The organism is Halalkalibaculum roseum (genome assembly GCF_011059145.1).
In the GTDB taxonomy this organism is placed as follows: domain Bacteria; phylum Bacteroidota; class Rhodothermia; order Balneolales; family Balneolaceae; genus Halalkalibaculum; species Halalkalibaculum roseum.
On sequence record NZ_JAALLT010000005.1, the window covers coordinates 67,114 to 87,699 of the forward strand.

The window sequence follows — 20,586 nt, forward strand, 5'->3', positions numbered from 1 at the left end:
TAAACTGATTAGCTTTTTCAGTAACTTAATGTAGCAAAGAAGACAGGAAGCCACCAACCTAAAAACAGGGAGAATAATATGGCAAAGCGCTCAAATTTAACACAATTCCTCTTAACAGCCAGCTCATTTGCAGGCGGTGTAGCACTCGGTTTGCTATTAGCACCCAAATCAGGCAGAGAACATCGCCAGTGGATCAATGAGCAGACAACTGAAATTGCCGACTGGGTAGATTCCCAGGGTAAAGAAGTATTGAAGAGAGGCAGCGAACAGATTTCCGGTGTTAGCAGGAAAGTACGAAACGGCATTAAAGACAGCATCCCCGATCTTTACGATGCTACGGAAAATATCAAGCTCGAAGAATCAGATTTTATAGGTGTCTAGGGATTATTCATATCCCGAAGAACTGCTTCACTGGGTCTGGAAAACTTCCAGGCTTAAATCAGAACATCTTGAAACGATATCAGGAGAACAGGTTACTGTTTTTGATACAGGTATTTCTAACCCTGCAGACGGGCCCGATTTCCTCAATGCACGGGTGCAAATAGGTTCGCTCCAATGGTTTGGCGATGTGGAAATACATTGGCGAACCGGAGACTGGAATCATCACAATCATCACACCGATACCAACTACAATCGGGTCATCCTGCATCTGGTATGGAATCACGACGATTCCGAAGTCACAAGGCACGATCGAACCTCCATTCCAACCCTGGAAATCAAACCTTTCCTCAGCGAGAGCCTGCAAGCTTTTCTGGAGCGCTACCGGCAACCTGATCTTCTTCCCTGCAGCTCTCATATCTCCTACATTTCACAGGCAGCTTTTGAGAATCAGCTCAACAAAGCCAAACATCAGTATTTTGAGCAAAAGGTGAATGATCTCCTGAAGTTCTGGGATGCTTCTTTACCTCCTTCCATGGCCTGGAGGCAAATGCTGGCAGTCGGTCTTTTTGACGCCTTTGGTATTCCCCATAACCGCAGGCCGCTTAGAGAGTTGGCTCATCACCTGTTTCCTCAATTGAACAATTCCACCCGGAAAGAAGACTTCGTTTCCCTTGCCATAAAATCATCAGGCTTACGATCTGAAGGTTCTACTGAACAAAACAGGTGGAACCATAAGGGCTGTCGTCCCTCCAACCAGCCTAAAGTCCGCATAGGGCAAGCTGCCGCCTATTTGTGGGAAATCCATAAATTCCCTTTCAAAGACTTTCTTGTAAAGGACCCTATGCCTCTTTGGAATCGCCTGCACAGAAAGTTGACAAATACTGAATTGCCCGGTCGGCAAACACGTGATATCATGTGCGCCACGGTGTGGCTTCCCTCCTTCTTTATACTCGGAAATCTTTTCGCTTCCACTGAGCTAAAAAGCAGATCTTATGAACACTGGAAAAATCGTGATACCCGGCTGCCCAAAAGCTTGCTTGAGCCCTTCCGTTCATCCGGTTTTCCTGCAGCATCATACCAAAAATCCCTTGGCGCCATTTATCAGCTTCGCTCCTATTGCCGACCGAGGCATTGCGATAAATGCAAGGTATTTAAAAGTGTAATTTCTTCTTGATTACAAATAGGTAAATTCATATCATCAGAGTCTCTAAAAAAGGGGAATTTTTGCCCGGTCGTCTAATGGCAGGACAGCGGTTTTTGGTACCGTCAGTGGGGGTTCGAGTCCTCCCCGGGCAACTTAAATGATGATAGAAAGGATGACTGCAAAGCCATCCTTTTGTTTTATCTCAACCTACGAATCATAAAATTCCATTGGAAACACCTTTAGCCATATTTGCCGGCAGAAGTAATCTGGCTCTCTCTAGGGCAATTGCCGAGCATTATGGAACAGAACTGGGTGAGGTTACTATCAAACCTTTTTCTGATGGCGAGTTGTACGTGAAGTACGAACAGAGTATTCGTGGCGAAGATATTTTTGTGGTTCAATCCACACCGCCTCCGGGCGATAACATTATGGAATTGCTGCTGCTGCTGGATGCCGCCAAGCGCGCATCTGCAAAAAGAGTGACTGCAGTTATTCCCTATTTCGGATATGCACGGCAAGATCGTAAGGATCAGCCCCGCGTATCCATCGCTTCCAAGCTTCTGGCAAATGTGTTGACCGAAGCGGGAGCTGATCGCATTTTGACAATGGACTTACATGCAGCCCAGATCCAGGGCTTTTTCGACATTCCGCTGGATCACCTGTATGCAAGTCGATTGTTTATCGATCATTTTAAAGAGCAACCTATTGAAAACCTAGTGGTTGTTGCACCGGATGTAGGTAGCCTTAAGATGTCGCGTTCTTATGCCAAAAGGCTGGGTGCGCGTCTTGCATTTATTGATAAGCGACGTCCGAAGCAAAATGTTGCTGAGGTGATGAATATTGTCGGTGAAGTGAAAGGTAAGAATGTTTTGATAGTCGATGATCTTATCGACACAGCCGGAACATTGACCAATGCCGCCTCTGCTTTGAAAGAACGCGGCGCCTTAAACATTACTGCTACATGCACGCATCCAATATTGTCGGGACCTGCATACCAGCGGATTGAAGATTCACCGATTGACCAATTATTGGTCACGGATACGGTACCGTTACGTAAACCTTCGAGCAAGATAAAGGTATTAAGTGTAGCGGGAATATTTGCTGAAGCAATACAGCGTATTCATACCAATGACACCATCAGCGCGCTTTTTGATGATTAAGAGATTCCGGATGTTGAAGAACGAACTGCCGGACGAGCAGCGGGTTTGAAAATTAAAATTTATAGAACTTAAATCTAAGGTCCACTGAGTTTAACTTTAGCACTTGTTTGTATCAGTGGCCAAAATTAACGACCAAGAATTATGACTACTCCAGAAGTTGTAGAATTAGAAGGGAAAAAAAGAGAAACAGGCCGAAAAGCTGCTGATGCTTTGCGTGACTCAATGCGCGTGCCCAGTGTACTCTATGGCCCTGAACTGGATGAGAATATCCATTTCTCCATCGACGAGCTTGAACTTGAAAAAGCCATACTTGCTAAAAGCAAACGGCAAATTATCGAACTCCAGATCGATGGCCAAACGTACAAAACACTTCTTAAGAAGGCGGAATATCACCCAATAAACGATCGTCCTATTCACGTTGACTTTTATGCCTTGGAAAAAGATCACAAGGTAACCTTGAGTGTGCCGATTCGCTTGTCAGGTACGCCTATCGGTGTTACGGAAGGAGGTGGACGAATATTCCAGCCTATGCACAGACTTCGTATTAAAGTGTTACCGGAGAATATTCCCGGCGACTATACTGTGGATATCTCCCAGCTCGAAATTGGCGATTCTCTGCACGTTAGAGATCTTGAACTGGAAGGCATTATACCGCTTGACGATCTAAGCCAGACGATTGCAACCATTCGACCTCCGAAATCCGAAGCTCTGCTTACTTCATCTCTCATTACTGAAGAAGAGCCTGAAGAAGTTGAGGAAGGTGAAGAACTTGCTGAAGGTGAAGAGCCGATTGAAGGCGAAGCTACTGAAGGCGAGGGCGAAGAAGGAGAAGGCGAAGAAGAATCAACAGAATAGTATTATTCTAATCCAGCATATTTGTTATGCCTGTAATTGTAGGTTTGGGTAATCCCGGTAGCAAATATGCTGGCACACGCCATAATATTGGTTTTGATTTCTTAGACCGGCTGGCAGCTGAGCTGTCAGTTTCTCTGGGGCCTGGAAAAGGCCCCTTTCATATAGGTAACGGAGTATTTCAAAGGGAAAAGGTCATTCTTATTAAACCGACCACCTACATGAATCTCAGTGGTGATGCTGTGCAGCAGGTACTGCATTACTACAAAATAGATGCCGAAGAATGCCTCGTTTGTTATGACGATCTGGACTTGGATATAGGCGATATCCGGCTTAGGCAAAAAGGGAGCGCCGGCGGACATAATGGAATTAAAGATATCATATTAAAATTGGGGACCGATCACTTTCCAAGATTACGTATCGGAATCGGGAATAATTTTCCGAAAGGGCAACAGGTAAATTATGTGCTTTCCAAATTTAAACCTGAGGAAAAGAAAAAAATCAACGAGACATTGGACACCGCTGTACAGGCTGCCCTCACTTTTGTTACAGACGGTATTGACAAGGCTATGAATTCTTATAACTAATCGACACATAACGCTGACTTAAATCAACGCTAACATGAATACCATAATCACCTATTTAATACCGGCAGCAGGAGTCATTGCGCTGTTGTATACATTTTTCAAATCATCATGGGTTTCAAAACAGGAAATTGGAACCGATAAGATGGGAAAGATTAGCCAGCACATTGCTAAAGGTGCCATGGCTTTTCTCAAGGCAGAATACAAAGTTCTTTCCATATTTGTACTCTGCGTGGCTATTATTTTAGGCCTATCTGCAAATCCCCAAACTTCACACTGGCTAGTGTCCGTATCATTTGTAGTGGGAGCCATCTGCTCGGGACTTGCAGGTTTTATCGGAATGAAAGTTGCCACCAAGGCTAATGTCCGTACCACTAATGCTGCAAGAGAAAGCCTTGGCAAAGGTTTGAATATTGCTTTTGCCGGCGGATCCGTTATGGGTCTCGGTGTGGTAGGTCTGGGAGTACTTGGGCTCAGCCTTCTCTTCCTGATTTTCGGTGAGATGTTCGGAACCGGTGTCGAAAGCATCAACAAAGTACTCGCCGTGGTTACCGGATTCTCTTTTGGCGCCTCTTCTATTGCACTTTTTGCACGTGTAGGCGGCGGTATTTATACCAAAGCTGCTGACGTAGGTGCTGACCTTGTAGGTAAGGTGGAAGCCGGAATTCCGGAAGACCATCCCCTGAACCCCGCTACTATTGCCGACAACGTAGGTGATAATGTCGGTGATGTTGCCGGTATGGGTGCCGACCTTTTTGAATCATATGTAGGATCCATTATCGGAACCATGGTATTGGGTGCTGCTTTTATGGTAAGTCCTGAATGGGCAGATAATTTTTCAGGCCTATCGGCTGTATTGTTGCCCTTGGTACTTGCCGGAACGGGAATTCTGACTTCCATTCTGGGTACCTTCTTTGTTCGCGTAAAAGAAGGAGGCAATCCGCAGGCTGCCCTTAATATCGGTGAATTTATCTCTGCAGCCGTCATGCTGGCTGCTTCCTGGTTTATTATTCACTGGATGCTTCCGGAAAGCTGGATGTTCAATGGTATTGAATACAATCCTACCGGAGTATTCTGGGCTACGATCTTTGGTCTGTCTGCCGGACTCTTGATTGGTCTAATTACCGAGCACTACACCGGAACCGGAACGAAGCCCGTAATTTCTATTGTAAAACAATCGGTTACCGGTTCGGCCACCAATATTATTGCCGGCCTGGGAGTGGGAATGATTTCCACAGCGATACCTATTGTCATTATTGCAACTGCTATTATTGGAGCATATCACTTTGCAGGTCTTTACGGAATTGCAATTGCTGCTGTAGGAATGCTTTCTAACACCGGTATTCAACTGGCGGTTGATGCCTACGGTCCGATTTCTGACAATGCCGGCGGTATTGCAGAGATGTCTGAACTTCCAAGTGAGGTACGTGAACGCACTGATAAACTGGATGCCGTCGGTAACACCACCGCGGCAATCGGTAAAGGTTTTGCCATCGGTTCTGCAGCACTTACGGCCATTGCACTTTTTGCTGCCTTTATCACCGCCTATGAAACGGTAAATCCCGGTGTTACTGTAACTATTGGGGTAACAAATCCCTTTGTGATGGCATCTCTTTTTGTGGGCGCCATGCTTCCTTTCCTCTTCTCTGCTCTTTCCATGAACGCAGTAGGACGCGCCGCAATGTCAATGATTGAAGAGGTACGTCGACAGTTCCGCGATATCCCTGAATTGAGAGCCGGATTGGATGCTATGAATCGCAATGAAGGTAAAAAACTGACGGAATGGTCGGACGAAGATCGCAAGACCTTTGAAGCAGCCGACGGTAAAGCCGAATATGAGAAATGTGTTGAAATTTCTACAACCGCCTCTATTCGTGAAATGGTTGCTCCCGGTGTACTTGCTGTGGCAGTTCCTGTTGCTTTCGGTTTCCTGGGTGGAGCGGAAATGCTGGGCGGACTGCTGGCAGGTGTTACCGCATCCGGTGTGCTGATGGCTCTTTTCCAGTCAAATGCCGGCGGTGCCTGGGATAATGCCAAGAAAATGATTGAAGAAGGTTTTGATCACGATGGAACCCAATTGAAGAAAGGTACGGAAGCTCATAAAGCTGCCGTAGTCGGTGATACGGTTGGTGATCCTTTCAAGGATACTTCCGGCCCTTCACTGAACATTCTGCTCAAGCTGATGTCGGTTGTAGCACTTGTTATTGCAACCATGATCTAAGGCAGAACATAACTTTTACTTTCCAGCCCCGTCGTAATTTTATGACGGGGCTTTTTTTATTGCGTTTTATCGCATACCGCATATTTCGTATTTTTATTAGCTTATTAACCAATACTTCCAAATACCCGATACTTCTCCATGGATATTTTCAAACTATTTTTTGAGCACGATCTACGCCTCGACAAGCTGGCAAAGCGCAATGCCAATAAAACCGAAGAAGAGGTGGAAGCTTCGCTGGCAGATTTCATGAAGCCCACCCCCACCTATTCCAAGTTTTATCTGACCGGTACCCGGTTGAAAGAGGAGGTTTTTGGACTGAATACTCTTGATCGATGGGAAGATATCCGTAACAGCCTGGAGAGTGTGTTTGAAGATAGCCATATACAAACAGTAAACGGACTCCTCTCCTCCCTGAAAGAGGCAATCGATAACACAGAGATTGGTGAGGCGATCATCATAAGTTCGGAAATTGACACAGACCTGCCGATTCCCTCACTTTCTGTAGACAAAGAATCAAACGTGGGACATTTTAAAGAAGAGTTAAGCAAGGTTCTCGAAGCCGGTCACCGGGTATTGTATAAGGAGCAGGCTCATGACGGTTTTGACCTGCATCTTTTTTCAAAAGAAAATATATACGAGCATCTTTTCCATGCGTTCAAACCCCTGGTGAGACCGGATTTTCGGTTCTTCAGCATAAACAGCAGAAGGATGCGCTCCGAAAGACACTTCTATTTTGAAACCTGGACACTCAACAAACCGCCCCACGGTGCCGAGGAGGTTTTACCCCAGACGGTGCTTTGATGCTGGTCAACTACGCTAAAGCTACGTTGACTACAGATGCTGGATGCTGGATGCTGGAACAGGCGGATAGATTTTAAATAACTGTTCAAACCTAAATCAGCATCTACTTTTCACGTTTTCACATCTCACACCACAACGCAAATCACTCTTTCAGGTGACTAATAATCAGCAAGCGGCTGCTGGTTTCGGGATCATAGGCATGGCCCTCATAGTCCCCGTAAACATGATCAATTACAAGATTTCGTTTTGCCATCTCCTCCTGGAACCACTCTAAAGGATAGAGCTTGACGCGCTCTGAATAGGTCCGCTCACCGTTTACCCGCTCTCCTGAGAATTCTATCTCTTTGAAGATACTGCCATTGCTAATGTAGCGCTCAATATCGTAATGAATACCTTGAAACTCGCCGCTGTCTGACGGACGATAACTCTCTCGCACTTTTTTAGCGTTCAGATAATCAAGCACAAAGATGCCGTCTGGTTTCAACATTTTTACCACGCTGTCAAAAACACTGGCATTTTCTTCATCGGATTCAAAGTACCCGAAGGTGGTAAAAAGATTGACGATGGCATCAAAGCTTTCATCCAAAGGATTCCTCATATCGCGAACTTCAAACCGGATATTATCTAACCCCATCTTTTCGACTTTTTCCCTGGCAGTCTTGATGGCCTGGCGGGATAAGTCAATTCCTTTCACGCTAAAGCCTCTCTTGTTTAGGTTTATGGAGTGCCGTCCCCTGCCGCATCCCAAATCAAGTATTTTGGAACATTTATTCAGTTCCAATTCATCAATGAGAAGCTCAACCAGCTGTACAGCCTCAGCTTCATCTCTATTGGAGTACAATTTTTCATACAGAGGGCTGTCAAACCACTCTTCAAACCAATCCATTTGTTACCTGCTAGTTTTCTATTCACCGCAAATATACTGAAAAGGGAATAGGGAAATAAATCCTCAATTCATTTCAGGTTAATTTTTAAAAATTCATTAACTTTTAGTTAGTTAACCGTTAACAGTGTTAAGTACCGAGTCAAGCAATGGTTTTCCATTTTAATCGTTAGGTATTTTTAGCCTTAATTACTGATCTCATACCCGGCTTGGCTTATCCACAAAACTATAATTGTCATCACAGATCCATTTGAATCTATGCGAAGATTTATAGCTACTATTTGTTTCATTTTTATTGGGACCTATTCGGCGCTGGCAAGCGGCTTCTCCATCTATGAAGCCAGTGTCCGTGCCAACGGTATGCTGGGCGCCTTTTCTGCCTATGCAGACCATGTAACAACGATTTACTACAATCCCGCCGGACTTTCGGGCCTTGACGGCATCCAGATTAGTGCGGGAGCCACTATTATTGCACCTCGCACCTCGTTCAGAAATTTGAGTCCGCTGGCATCTGCAGGAGAAAAGTTCGACATGCAAAAACAGGAATTTTTGGTTCCCAATTTCTTTGGTTCATACCAGGTTGCTGACGGCTTCACAGTCGGTGTCGGTGTCTACGCTCCTTTTGGTCTTGGAACGGAATGGGATCAAAACTGGGTGGGCCGTGGTGAGTCTATTGAAGCAAACATTCAGACACTTTTTGCAAATCCTGCTATCGGTTACGAACTACCCGATTTTGGAATCGGAGACATAAAAATCGGTGCGGGTTTACAGGTAGCTTTCTTCGGAGAAGTTTCTCTGCGTAGGGCTATTCGCCAGTTTACACCGGAAGCAAGCTTTAGCCTCGACGGAGAGTTAAAAGAACCTGCCTTTGGCTTTAATGCGGGTATTCTGTACAGCCCGATCGAAGAACTCACCCTGGGCTTTACTTACCGCAGTGAAGTTAAGACCGAATATGAAGGAAACGGTAATTTCAGAAATCTACCGGGACGCATACAGGTGCCGGTAGAAGGAAGTGCTGAAATTGATCTTCCGGCAAGCTGGGTAGCGGCTGTAAACGTAAAACCTATGGAAGGTCTCACTGTTGAAGCAGATTATGTATGGTGGGGTTGGTCCAGTTACGATGAATTGCGCATTGAGTTTAAGGAACCCGTTCCTGTACTTGGAATTACCGAGACCGTAAGCGAAAGAAATTATGAAGACAGCTGGCAAATTCGTCTCGGTGCTGAATACACAGAACTGCCGCTTGAATTTCTGACTGTTAGAGCCGGTATTGCCTATGATAAGAATCCGATTAAGGATGAATACGTTGATCCCACACTCCCGGATTCCGATCGATGGTTGTTTTCAGGTGGAGTAACATTCACAGTTACAAACTACATGGATATCGATGCTTCCTACATCTTTATTCGTGGCAAAGAACGCCGCGTCGAAGGTACCGAGAGCGGCATAGACGGTGTATACAATACCCATGCAAACCTTCCGGGTTTGGGCGCCACCCTGAAATTTTAATTTAATATTCTAAGAGGATATCAGAGTTATGAAGTTTACGTTCAAAAAAACATCTATTTCAGTCTTGGTACTGCTGCTAATGGTTTTGGCAGGCTGTGAAGATTACAGTAGCCTGAACCTGAAGCCGATAGATTCAGGCAATGCCGATTACAGCAACTATGTAGCGGTAGGCAACAGCCTTACCGCGGGATACCAGAACAGTTCCCTTTATGCGTCGGGTCAGCAATTTTCATTCCCTAAGCAAATTGCCCGTCAGCTGCGTATTGAAGAATCATTTGATCAGCCGTTGATCAGCGATCCCGGAATTGGGGGAAGAATTGAGCTGAACAGCCTGAATCCGATCGGACTTGAAGTTACCAGCAGCCGGGGGACTCCATTTAATCAAAACCAAAAACCCTTTAAAAACCTGGGTATTCCGGGATCTATCCTAGTGGATTATTTAAACCCTAATAACCAGGGTCAGTTGAAAGAACGTTCAACGAATCCACAGAACCCGGCTTTCAATCCTTTTTACAGCATTGTATTGCCCAACAACGAGCTTGCCAAAGATGCACCCAATATTCACAACCAGGTCGTGGCTCAGAACCCGACTTTTGTAACATTCTGGCTCGGTAATAACGATGTATTGGGATATGTGACCTCAGGGGGGCAAAGTGCTCAGGGGATTACCGACCCTGCCGTTTTTGCACAGCTTTACCAGGCGTCAGTCCAGGCACTGCAGGCAACCGGTGCCAGCGTAGTAGTCTACAATATTCCTGATGTAACCAGTATTCCCTATGTCTTCTTACTGCGTTCCCAACTGGAGCAGCAAGGAGCCATTACCTTCAATGAAGATACACAAAGTTACCAACTGGTTACGGAACAGGGTAACTTTGATATTTATATCTCCGTTGACGGTAACGCAGAAGTTATGAGGCAGGACGATTTTCCCACACTGCGCGCCCAGGAGTTTTTTGTACAGGTTCAGCGAGGCAACATCCCGCCGCCTATTCAACCGGAGAATGCCATTCCCGACAACCTGGTTCTTGATGGAAGCCTGGGAGATGGTGACCCGACCAATTCGGAACTGGAACAGGCAGCTGCCGCTGTTCAACAATTCAATGCTACTATTGCCAGCGCTGCTTCATCGGCAGGTTTCGGTCTGGTTGATATCAATGCCATCTATAATGAGGTCATTACCAACTATCAAACCAACGGCGGCGGTTACAGCACCAATGGAATAAAGCTGCAACCCCTTCCCGGTTCATTATTTTCTTTCGACGGTATTCACCCAACCAATCGTGGTGCCTCAGTCATAGCCAACGAAACCATTAAAGTGATGAACAGCACTTTTGGTTCTTCTGTCGACTTGATCGACGTAAGTGATATTCCGGAAGGACTCCCGGTTGATTAACATGATTCAGTCTTTAAGGCAGTCATCACACGGTGACTGCCTTTTTTATTTTACCAAATTTGAGATACCTTCCGCATGTCAATATTTAAGCTGAATTGAATTGATAAGCATGAACTACACCGAAAGGCTAAAAGATGCCCTTCGTGAATCAGGTACCTGCCTATGCGTAGGTCTTGATCCCGATCTGGGTCGCATACCAAAATCTGTAAGTGGAGCATACGATACGCGTCCTGAGCAAGTGGTTGCCTTCTTAAAAACTGTGATCGACTGTACCAAGGATAACTGCGCCGCCTACAAACCAAACCTTGGCTTTTTTGAAGCACTCGGAGCTACGGGTCTGGAGGTATTCCGTGAAGTGATAGACTATATTCCCGAAGGTAAGATTGTCATTGCTGATGTAAAACGCGGTGATATCAGTTCTACAGCCGAGCATTATGCCAAAGCCTACTTTGAAACCTTTGATGTAGATGCCATCACCATCAATCCGATGATGGGTTTTGAGTCCCTCCAACCTTTTCTGGATTATCCCGGCAAAGGAGTCTATACGCTTACGCTTACCTCAAATCCGGGTGCCCGGGACTTCCTGATGAAACCCTTTGAAGGGCATGAAACGATGGCGGCCTACATAGCTCAAAACCTCGCTGAAATGCAGCAGAATCATAGCACGCATTTGGGCATGGTTATTGGAGCAACCAATACCGAAAATCTTAGTGATGTGCTGCATGAGCATCCCAAAGGAAACCTGTTGATACCCGGAATCGGGGCGCAGGGCGGTTCTATTGCCGATCTTGCAAAAGTATTGTCAGATCATAAAGGTCTGCCCCTTATAAACTCCAGCAGAAGCATTATATATGCCGGAGAAGGCACCGAAGATTGGCAGCAAGCCATTGGCAAACAGTCACGCACCATGAAACAAGCTTTAACTTCTATTACCTCCAGTTATGTCAGCTAGCTCTTCAAAAGACGAAGTGATCATTTATACCGACGGTGCTTGTAGCGGAAACCCGGGGCCGGGCGGCTGGGGAGCCTTGCTCATATGGAGAGGAAAAAAAAGAGAGCTGACTGGAGCGGAACCCGAATCCACGAACAACCGTATGGAAATGCGCGCCGTCATTGAAGCATTGAAAGCTCTGAAGCGTCCCTGTCACGTTAAAATCCACAGCGACAGCGCATTGATTGTAAATGCCTTCAAACAAGGCTGGATTGAAAACTGGAAAAAGCGGGGATGGAAAAAGGCTAATAAGAAACCTGTGGAAAATCAGGATCTCTGGAAAGAGATGTTAACAGCAATGGACGATCATAAAGTCAGCTGGATCAAGGTCAAAGGACATGCCGATAACGAACTTAACAACCGCGTAGACCGGCTGGCGGTTGAAGCATCGAAGAAGTATCAGTGAGGGAGAAGGGAGAAGAAAATTGGTTGTAACAGCGATACTATCCAAGTTCCAACTTCCAGCTTCTAGTTTTGAGACTGATTCAAGCGTGGACGCTGGTCACAGCTTTTTAATTTAACAACCCTCTCACATCCAATTTCTAACCACCAACTTCCAACATCTAGCTTCCAGCTTCAAAATTCGCAAAAGGCTTCATGTTCAGGTCTGAATACATCCCCTGCTGAGCCATCATATATCCTGTAACCGCGATCATAGCAGCATTATCCGTGCAGTAGGCCATCTTTGGTATATGCAGTTTGATGCCGAGTTCAGCAGCCAGGGATTTGGCTTTTTCACGAAGCATGGAATTGGCTGAGACGCCACCGGCAAGTAGCATGCTTTGCACACCGGTTTCTTCAACTGCTTTTCTGAGTTTTTTGACCAGTACTTCCGTAATCGCCTCAGAAACACTGGCGCAGATGTCATTCAGATGTTCTTCCAGGAAGCTTTCCCTATTGTCTTTCTCTTCCAGGTAATACAATACCGATGTTTTTAAGCCTGAAAAACTGAATTCAAACCCCTCATTCAGTAGTGCCTGTGGGAATCGATGAAATTCAGGATCACCGGTTTTCGACTTTTCATCAATAACGGGTCCTGCCGGATAGGGTAGCCCGAGTATTTTACCGATTTTATCGAACGCCTCCCCTGCTGCATCATCTCTTGTTCGTCCCAATACTTTCTGATTAAAAGGCCCTTCCACCAGGACCAGCTGAGTGTGCCCCCCTGAAACAGTGAGCGAGACGAAAGGGTACTCCGGATTTTCATCAATAAAATTTGCATATATGTGGGCATCCATATGATTCACTCCGATAAGCGGGATATTCCGGGCTACCGACATCCCTTTGGCAAAGCAGATCCCGACAAGAAGTGCCCCCATTAAACCGGGGCCCTGAGTTACGGCTATGGCATCTATCTCTTTGATAGAAACATTGGCCGTATCCAGTGCCTGTCGAACTGTCCCCCAGATTGTTTTGTGATGGGCTCGCGATGCCAGTTCGGGCACAACCCCGCCATACCTTCGGTGAACCGATTGTGAGGCAATTATATTTGATTTGAGGCCTTCTTTCGTGTAGACAGCGGCTGCTGTCTCATCACAGGAAGATTCTATACCCAGTATGGTCATGTCAACCGTTATATTAACAAAGCTTTTCTTTTATCCTGGGGCAAATATAAGGCATTTCCCAGAGTCACCATAAACCTATAGGCAAATGTATACATAAAAAAAGCCTCCCATCATTCGATGAGAGGCTTTTAGTTTATGAAGTTTTCTGAAGCTTGTGCTTACTTGTTGTCCTCTTCTTCATCGACAACTTCGAAATCGGCATCTACCGCTTCGTCCTCTTCTTTAGAGGATTCAGCTTGAGCTCCTCCGCCAGGCTGTTGTCCGTTACCCGGTCCGGCTGCGCCGGCTTGAGCCTGTTCTTGCTGTGCGGCCTGGTATATTTCCTGAGAAGCTTCATTCCAAGCTTCGTTCAGTTCTTCCATGGCTGCATCGAGTTCATCCACATTTTCTTCTTTGTGGAGTTTCTCAACTTTTTCAAGAGCGGATTCAATTTTCTCTTTGTTGCCTTCAGATATCTTATCCTTATGCTCATCAAGCTGCTTGCGTGTTGAGAACACGAGACTGTCGGCTTCATTCAGCTTTTCAGTACGTTCTTTAATACGCTGATCTTCTTCAGCATGCTCTTCGGCATCTTTCTTCATCTTCTCGATTTCCTCTTCGGAAAGTCCGGAAGAAGATTCAATACGGATGCTCTGTTCTTTGCCTGTGCCTTTGTCTTTGGCACTCACGTTCAGCACACCGTCAGCATCGATATCAAAGGTAACCTCAATCTGAGGCACGCCTCTTGGTGCCGGCGGGATTCCATCAAGATGGAACCGTCCGAGTGTTCTGTTGTCCTGTGCCTTGGCACGCTCACCCTGCAGGATGTGAATCTCAACGCTGGTCTGATTATCAGCTGCCGTTGAGAAGGTCTCCGTCTTGCTGGTTGGGATCGTCGTATTGGCTTCGATCAGGTTCGTGGTTACACCGCCAAGAGTCTCAATACCGAGCGTCAGCGGAGTAACATCCAACAGTACCACGTCATCGACATCGCCGGACATTACACCACCCTGAATAGCGGCGCCAACTGCTACCACTTCGTCAGGATTTACTCCTTTACTTGGATCCTTACCGTAGAATTCTTTTACAACTTCCTGAATTTTCGGTATTCGAGTGGATCCACCTACAAGAATTACCTGGTCAATATCATTCTTGCCTAGGTCGGCATCTTCAAGCGCCTTTTTGCAAGGATCAATGGTTTTTTGGACCAGATCATCGATCATCTTCTCAAACTGTGCGCGAGTGATGTCGATATTCAGATGCTTGGGACCGGAGTCGGTTGCCGTAATAAAGGGCAAGTTGACATTGGTCTTTTGTGAACTGGAAAGCTCAATTTTGGCTTTCTCAGAAGCATCTTTCAGTCGCTGCATGGCCATCGGATCTTTTCTCAGATCGATGCCTTCATCTTTCTTAAATTCCGAAGCCAGATGATCAATGAGACGAGAGTCAAAATCGTCACCGCCAAGATGCGTATCTCCACGGGTGGACTTCACTTCAAATACTCCGTCGCCCAGCTCAAGGATAGAAACATCAAATGTACCTCCACCAAGGTCATAAACTACGATGGTTTGATCTTGATCTTTCTTATCAAGGCCGTAAGCCAAAGAAGCGGCTGTAGGTTCGTTAATAATTCGTTTTACGTTCAGTCCGGCAATATCACCGGCTTCCTGAGTTGCTTTACGCTGTGCATCGTTAAAGTATGCAGGTACGGTAATGACGGCGTCCGTCACTTTTTCACCCAGATACTCCTCAGCCGTCTGTTTCATCTTCTGCAGGATCATGGCTGAGATTTCCTGTGGTGCGTACTTTCTATCTTCAATTTGTACACGCGCCGTATCGTCATCCCCTTTTACAATTTCATAGGAAGCCTGTTTAGCTTCTTCTTTTACCTCATCATAAAGACGACCCATGAATCGTTTGATGGAGGAAATTGTTTTTTCGGGATTTGTAATAGCTTGTCGTTTGGCGGGTGCTCCAACCAGTCGCTCTCCGTCTTTCGAGAAAGCAACAACGGAAGGAGTTGTTCTACCACCTTCTGAATTCTGTATTACTACAGGTTCGTTTCCTTCCATTACGGAAACGCAGGAGTTGGTAGTACCCAAGTCAATTCCTATAATTTTACCCATAATGCTTATCTGTTATTTTTGATTAAATGTTTAATTCTTTAAAAAATCTTGTTCTGTTCACTCTTCTTAGAATATCCTTTCCAAGTTCATCCTGGAAAAGACTTCCTCTCACTAATTCGCTTTAGTTGATCGGTATAGACTTTGAATCCTTAAGTACGTCCGACTTCGGCATTGATATTGTCAGTACCCCGCTGCGAAAATGCGCACTGGTTTCAGCAGCATTTACATTTTCAGGCAGTGCAAAAGAACGTGAAAAAACGCCTGACCTTCTCTCCTGTCGGCGATAGGTCTCTTCGTCACTGAGCGTTTCACTGCGTTCACCTTTTACAGTCAGTACATGCTCTTTAAGAGCGATATTAATTTCTTTCTTTGTGAGACCCGGTAAATCAATCATGATTTTATAGTCATCCTCACTCTCAACAATATCACAAGCCGGGGTAAAATCATGACCTTTGTCTTCGAGCGGTACAATACGCTCAACAAAATCCTGAATATCTTTACCCAGTTTGGTCAACTGCTTTTCAATATCAATGGTGAATTCGCTCATATGCTTACCGTTAATTTCTTATTCACTTTTATATGAGCAATCACAATGCCAAGGAGGTAAGCGCGTCATTTTTTATGACGTATTGGCATTATAGAATTTCTATGCAAATGGATTTGTCAGAATTGCGGGTACTGAGAGTCGTCTTATCTCAATTCGTCAGCATCTTGAGATCTTCCCAGAAACCCGGGTAGGAAATGTCAGTACATTCACCCCCCTTGACCTTTGAGGGTTCCGACCCTTTAGAAGCCAGTATGGCAGCTGACATCGCAATGCGATGGTCGTGGTAACTATTGTAGGATGCCGGGCGTGGCACAAATTTCGGATCTCCATGAATTTCAAGGCCGTCTTCCATCTCTTTGAAACTTGCACCTGCCTTTTTTAGCATATCAGACAGAGCTGAAAGGCGGTCAGTCTCTTTGTGCCGCAGCTCTTCGGCCCCTCTTATTGTTGAGGTTCCCTCGGCAAACAACATGGCAATAGCCAGGATGGGGATTTCATCAATCAGGTTAGGAACCAGCTTTTCAGTTATCGTAACCGGTTGTAAAGTGCTTCCGGTAATATGTAGGTTTGCAAACGGTTCTATTGCTTCACGATTCTCTTTCACCATCGAAATTTCAGCACCCATCTTTTGCAGTATTTTTAGTGCTGCGGTACGGCTGGGATTGATTCCTACATCAGTAAGCCTGACAGAGCCTTGCTTATGTATGCTACCCGCCACCAGCCAGAAAGCTGCAGCTGAGAAATCATTGGGAATTCGGTAACTCTGTTCCGGAATCACCATGGAGTTGTCGCTGCCAATAATTTTCCGATCCTTTTTCAACTCAATAGGTAGCTGTAATAATCGCTCGGTATGGTCACGGCTTGGTATTGTTTCAATGACGCTAGTAGTATTTTTACCGTATAATCCGGCCAGAAGAACACATGATTTAAGCTGCGCGCTTGGAATGGGTAGTTCAAAATGAAGCGCTTTTACGGGATCTTTTCTACTTATCTTTAAGGGAGCAAAGTTATCTTCTCTACCATAGATATCAATACCCATGGCTCTGAGTGGGTCAATGATGCGTTTCATGGTACGAGCAGACAGTGACTCATCACCGGTCAGCGTACAGTTTACACCGGCGCCTCCCACAATCCCGCTAAGCAATCGCATCGTAGTGCCGGAATTACCGCAATCCAGAGGTTCTTCAGGTTCGTTGAAACCATAGCGTCCTTTGCCTTTAATACTCAGATCCTGCCCTTTTGCTTCAATTTCAATACCTAGCTGACGCAGACAAGCCAAGGTGCTTTGGGGATCGGCCGCTGCAGAAAAATTACTGATATGGGAAGTGCTTTCATGCAGCGCCGCAAAAAGTGCCGCTCTGTGAGATATGGATTTGTCGGCAGGCAGCTCAACTGTTCCTTTGATATTTTTAGCAGGCTTTACTTCCTTGGCTGAACTCATCTATGATCCAGAGTCTAAGAGTCGTTGTGCCTTCTGAGCTTCCTCCGTTCCCGGGTAGTTTCTTACAATCTCATTCAGCGTATTTCTTGCCTCCCCGCGATTGCCCATCTGAATATAACACTCAGCACTTCGGAGCATGGATTTCGAAACCCAGTTGTCATAGGCGCTGTAGAGCACTTTAACGTTAGAATAAGCTTCCAGAGCCTCGTTAAACTGCTGCTGCTCCTGCTCCGCAAGGCCAATCAGGTATTGGGCTTCAGCCCCTATCTCCGTGGTATTGGATTCAGCAACCAAATTCAGGCGGTCCATAGCTTCTGCGTAATTGCCGTTCTCCAGCGCTACTTTCCCGAGCCCTACCCTGGCCGGGTCAAAACTTCCGTTAACACTTAAAGCTGATTCAAACTGAGAGCGGGCCTCATCAATATTGCCCATAGCCAGCTGTGCATTACCCATACCAATATAAGCTTCCAGGCGGTATCCTTGTGCCTGTTCCCCGAGACGGCTAAAGTAATCAAACGATTGTTGATACTGACCCTGACTATAACTTAGCCGTCCCAGTGATGCTAACGACGGAGCCGCCCTCTCAGATTCAGGATAGCTATTGACAATTAAATTGTAAGTCTCCATAGCCTGATCAATCTGCCCTGTCTGTTCATATGCATTAGCCAGGCTGAACTGTGCCTCCGGTAAAAGTTGCTGGTTGTTCGTTATTCTGATGTACTGTCTTAGCTCATCAATCGCACTATCGTAGTCGCCGGATTGTAGCAGTGTTTCTGCCTGACGGTAACGAAGTCGATCTGCGGTGGTAGTCTGTGGATTATCATCCAGAAAATCTTCCAGTACTGCGGAACTTGAATCTGTTTTTCCTGCAGAGAGCTGGGCATATTGTATCCCGTTGACCGCTTCAATGATATAGTCACTACGCGGATACTTCTCCATCACGGTTTTGTAGGCCTCAATCGCTTCCTGATACTCACCGGAGTTATAATAGGCATCCCCTATATTGTATTGCGAACGAGCCGCCCAGGATGTATTGGGATACTTATTGATCACTGTCTGAAACTCCTCTATAGCCTGGGTATAGTTTCCTGAATTGAGATAGATATAGGCAATATTATATTGTGCCTGTTCCCTAAGTCGACTGTAGGGATAGATGCGCAGGAATCTACGGAATGTAGTCACTGCCTCGTAAGTGTTCTCAGCCCTGTAGTAGGAATTACCGATCTGGAACATGGCATAATCCCCGCCGGGCTCGGCGCCAATTGCTTCCTGGTAGGTATTGATGGCATTTTCATAATCGCCCACGGCATAATACGAGTCTCCCAGCCTCAAACGGGTGTCGGTATCGTAGGGGAAAAGTGCAATTTCAGGTGGCTCATAATTGTCCAGAAATTCCTTGAGCGGGGAGATTGCCTTCCCGAATGAACCCATTTGGAAATAGCTCCATCCCAGCGAGTAGTAAGCCGCGCCGATCAGCTCGTGATCCGGATACTGCCTGATAAACGCAGCGAAATGATTGCTGGCAGGTCCGAATTGTTGCATCTGGTAATGTGCATCGGCACTCCAAAAGAGTGCCTCCTTACCTAACTTGGTATTCGGTGCGGCGTTGTAGACCTGTTCAAAGGTAGGCTGAGCCTGCCGGTAAGCCTGGTTACGGTACTGTACCCATGCTTTTTGAAATCGTGCCTGAAGCTTTACGGCCGGATCAATATCAGCACTATTTTCTGCTGCCTCAAATGCCTGAAGCGCCCGGGTATATTCCTTGTTTGCAAAATAGGATTCTCCAAGAAGCGTATATACTTTACCGGGCCATTTTAGCTCGCTATCATCCCGAACCAGGGAAAGCAGTACTTCAATTGATTCCCCGTACTGACCCAGCTCAAAGGCAGTGATAGCCCATTCGTAATATCCCTCCTCAACCCAAAGACCGGTCTCATACAGTTCACCGAATCTTCGAAACGACTCAATAGCCGCCGGGTAACGGCCTCCCAGTTTTTCATTGACCGCTTTGTAATAGAGAGCTTTACGGGCCAGTTCATCATCACCCTTAACGGCCTTGTTAAATTCATCCGACGCCCAGTGATATATTTCCTGCTTGTGATATACCCAGCCCAAACCGTAATGAGCCTTTCGCTCATTCATTGTTCCTTTCTCAAGGTTTATATACTGGAGATAGTACTTGGAGGCTTCATCAAAATTTCTGAGATAGTTGTGGCTCTCGGCAATCAGGTAAACCGCTTTTGATTTCAGTTCACCCTCCAAATAAGGCATTGCATTGATAAAGGCTTCTATGGCTTTCTCATATTCACCCTGCTGGTAATAAGACTCCCCGAGGGCAGTACCGATACGCCGGGTAATTTCATCATTTGGATAACGTTCCTTAAGCAGTTCGAACGCTACTGAAGATGAATCATATTTATTTTCGCTCAGGTAGAGCCTACCCCTGGCATACAAGGCTTTGGATGCCCAGGATGATTCCGGATAACGGTCGGCCAGATGCAGAAATCGTGATCGTGCCTGTTGCTTGTTACCCATGGACACATAGTCTTCTGCAATCCAGTAATTTACCTCTGCCGCCTGTTTATCCCTCATCCCATAGTCAAGAGAACGCTGGTAAAAAGAGATTGCTTTGTCGAATTGCATGTTCTCTTCCGATCGTTGTGCCAGTTCAAAAAGCAGTTTTTGCGAAAAGGTCTCTTTGGGATAGCTGCGAATATATTCCTCATAATAGGACTCCGTATTCACGGAATCGGCCTTTCCCAGCGACCGGGCCTTGTAAAATTTAGCGGAAGTAGCCAGCTCGTGATCGGGATAATCTTCAATGAAGTTCTCAAACTCTACTAACGCTTCTTCATAGAGCCCCTTATCAAAAAGCGCTATCCCCTGTTCATAATCATGGGTGACAGGCTTCTGAATTTCCTGTGCATTTGAAAGTGTGGGTATGAGTAATAAAGCCGGCGCGAGGAGAAGTGAAAGTAATCGGGCTCGAAGCATTAGCGGTAATAAAAT

General features: G+C 45.8%; 17 protein-coding genes and 1 tRNA gene. 12 read left to right on the forward strand and 6 right to left on the reverse strand.

Annotation, left to right across the window (positions count from 1 at the left end; genetic code table 11):
• The first annotated feature begins 78 nt into the window (after nucleotides 1-78).
• The 8 genes from G3570_RS15565 to G3570_RS15600 all read left to right on the forward strand — a co-directional run bounded on the left by G3570_RS15565 (nucleotide 79) and on the right by G3570_RS15600 (nucleotide 7,143).
• A complete protein-coding gene (locus G3570_RS15565; RefSeq protein ID WP_165143793.1) occupies nucleotides 79-381 on the forward strand; it encodes a YtxH domain-containing protein in 303 nt (100 codons plus the stop codon).
• Nucleotides 374-1,555, forward strand: coding sequence for a DUF2851 family protein (locus G3570_RS15570; protein WP_165143794.1), 1,182 nt, complete (start codon nucleotides 374-376; stop codon nucleotides 1,553-1,555). Before G3570_RS15565 ends, G3570_RS15570 begins: the two co-directional genes overlap by 8 nt.
• Nucleotides 1,556-1,606: 51 nt before the next feature.
• A tRNA-Gln gene (locus G3570_RS15575) sits at nucleotides 1,607-1,677 on the forward strand.
• Nucleotides 1,678-1,752: 75 nt separating this feature from the next.
• Entirely contained in the window at nucleotides 1,753-2,685 is a 933-nt protein-coding gene (locus G3570_RS15580; protein WP_165143795.1) for a ribose-phosphate diphosphokinase, read from the forward strand.
• Nucleotides 2,686-2,826: 141 nt separating this feature from the next.
• The gene (locus G3570_RS15585) at nucleotides 2,827-3,540 is read left to right on the forward strand and encodes a 50S ribosomal protein L25 (protein ID WP_165143796.1); all 714 of its coding nucleotides are present in this window, start codon (nucleotides 2,827-2,829) and stop codon (nucleotides 3,538-3,540) included.
• 26 nt (nucleotides 3,541-3,566) lie between these two features.
• A complete protein-coding gene (gene pth / locus G3570_RS15590) occupies nucleotides 3,567-4,124 on the forward strand; it encodes an aminoacyl-tRNA hydrolase (RefSeq protein ID WP_165143797.1) in 558 nt (185 codons plus the stop codon).
• Nucleotides 4,125-4,158: 34 nt separating this feature from the next.
• A complete protein-coding gene (locus G3570_RS15595) occupies nucleotides 4,159-6,342 on the forward strand; it encodes a sodium-translocating pyrophosphatase (RefSeq protein ID WP_165143798.1) in 2,184 nt (727 codons plus the stop codon).
• 138 nt (nucleotides 6,343-6,480) lie between these two features.
• Entirely contained in the window at nucleotides 6,481-7,143 is a 663-nt protein-coding gene (locus G3570_RS15600; protein WP_165143799.1) for a hypothetical protein, read from the forward strand.
• Between the two features lie 142 nt (nucleotides 7,144-7,285).
• Here the strand turns inward: G3570_RS15600 and G3570_RS15605 are convergent, their stop codons facing one another.
• Nucleotides 7,286-8,029: an SAM-dependent methyltransferase gene (locus G3570_RS15605; protein ID WP_165143800.1), complete on the reverse strand. Its 744-nt coding sequence runs from the start codon at nucleotides 8,027-8,029 to the stop codon at nucleotides 7,286-7,288.
• Nucleotides 8,030-8,284: 255 nt separating this feature from the next.
• Between G3570_RS15605 and G3570_RS15610 the strand changes: the two genes are divergently transcribed.
• From G3570_RS15610 to rnhA, 4 genes are all read left to right on the forward strand, one after another.
• The gene (locus tag G3570_RS15610) at nucleotides 8,285-9,535 is read left to right on the forward strand and encodes an OmpP1/FadL family transporter (RefSeq protein WP_165143801.1); all 1,251 of its coding nucleotides are present in this window, start codon (nucleotides 8,285-8,287) and stop codon (nucleotides 9,533-9,535) included.
• Nucleotides 9,536-9,563: 28 nt separating this feature from the next.
• Nucleotides 9,564-10,928, forward strand: coding sequence for an SGNH/GDSL hydrolase family protein (locus G3570_RS15615; protein WP_165143802.1), 1,365 nt, complete (start codon nucleotides 9,564-9,566; stop codon nucleotides 10,926-10,928).
• Between the two features lie 109 nt (nucleotides 10,929-11,037).
• The gene (gene pyrF, locus G3570_RS15620; protein ID WP_165143803.1) at nucleotides 11,038-11,880 is read left to right on the forward strand and encodes an orotidine-5'-phosphate decarboxylase; all 843 of its coding nucleotides are present in this window, start codon (nucleotides 11,038-11,040) and stop codon (nucleotides 11,878-11,880) included.
• Entirely contained in the window at nucleotides 11,870-12,325 is a 456-nt protein-coding gene (rnhA, locus tag G3570_RS15625; protein WP_165143804.1) for a ribonuclease HI, read from the forward strand. The genes pyrF and rnhA overlap by 11 nt, the downstream gene beginning before the upstream one ends.
• Nucleotides 12,326-12,482: 157 nt before the next feature.
• On the opposite strand, the gene tsaD is transcribed toward rnhA, so the two are convergent.
• From tsaD to G3570_RS15650, 5 genes are all read right to left on the reverse strand, one after another.
• Nucleotides 12,483-13,484, reverse strand: coding sequence for a tRNA (adenosine(37)-N6)-threonylcarbamoyltransferase complex transferase subunit TsaD (gene tsaD / locus G3570_RS15630; RefSeq protein WP_165143805.1), 1,002 nt, complete (start codon nucleotides 13,482-13,484; stop codon nucleotides 12,483-12,485).
• A gap of 158 nt (nucleotides 13,485-13,642) precedes the next feature.
• A complete protein-coding gene (dnaK, locus tag G3570_RS15635; RefSeq protein WP_165143806.1) occupies nucleotides 13,643-15,589 on the reverse strand; it encodes a molecular chaperone DnaK in 1,947 nt (648 codons plus the stop codon).
• A gap of 121 nt (nucleotides 15,590-15,710) precedes the next feature.
• Nucleotides 15,711-16,136 carry an Hsp20/alpha crystallin family protein gene (locus tag G3570_RS15640; protein WP_165143807.1) on the reverse strand — a complete coding sequence of 142 codons (426 nt, stop codon included), beginning with the start codon at nucleotides 16,134-16,136 and terminating at the stop codon, nucleotides 15,711-15,713.
• A gap of 148 nt (nucleotides 16,137-16,284) precedes the next feature.
• Nucleotides 16,285-17,577, reverse strand: a complete 1,293-nt coding sequence (gene aroA / locus G3570_RS15645; protein ID WP_165143808.1) for a 3-phosphoshikimate 1-carboxyvinyltransferase — start codon at nucleotides 17,575-17,577, stop codon at nucleotides 16,285-16,287.
• The gene (locus G3570_RS15650) at nucleotides 17,578-20,571 is read right to left on the reverse strand and encodes a tetratricopeptide repeat protein (protein ID WP_165143809.1); all 2,994 of its coding nucleotides are present in this window, start codon (nucleotides 20,569-20,571) and stop codon (nucleotides 17,578-17,580) included.
• Nucleotides 20,572-20,586: the final 15 nt, after the last annotated feature.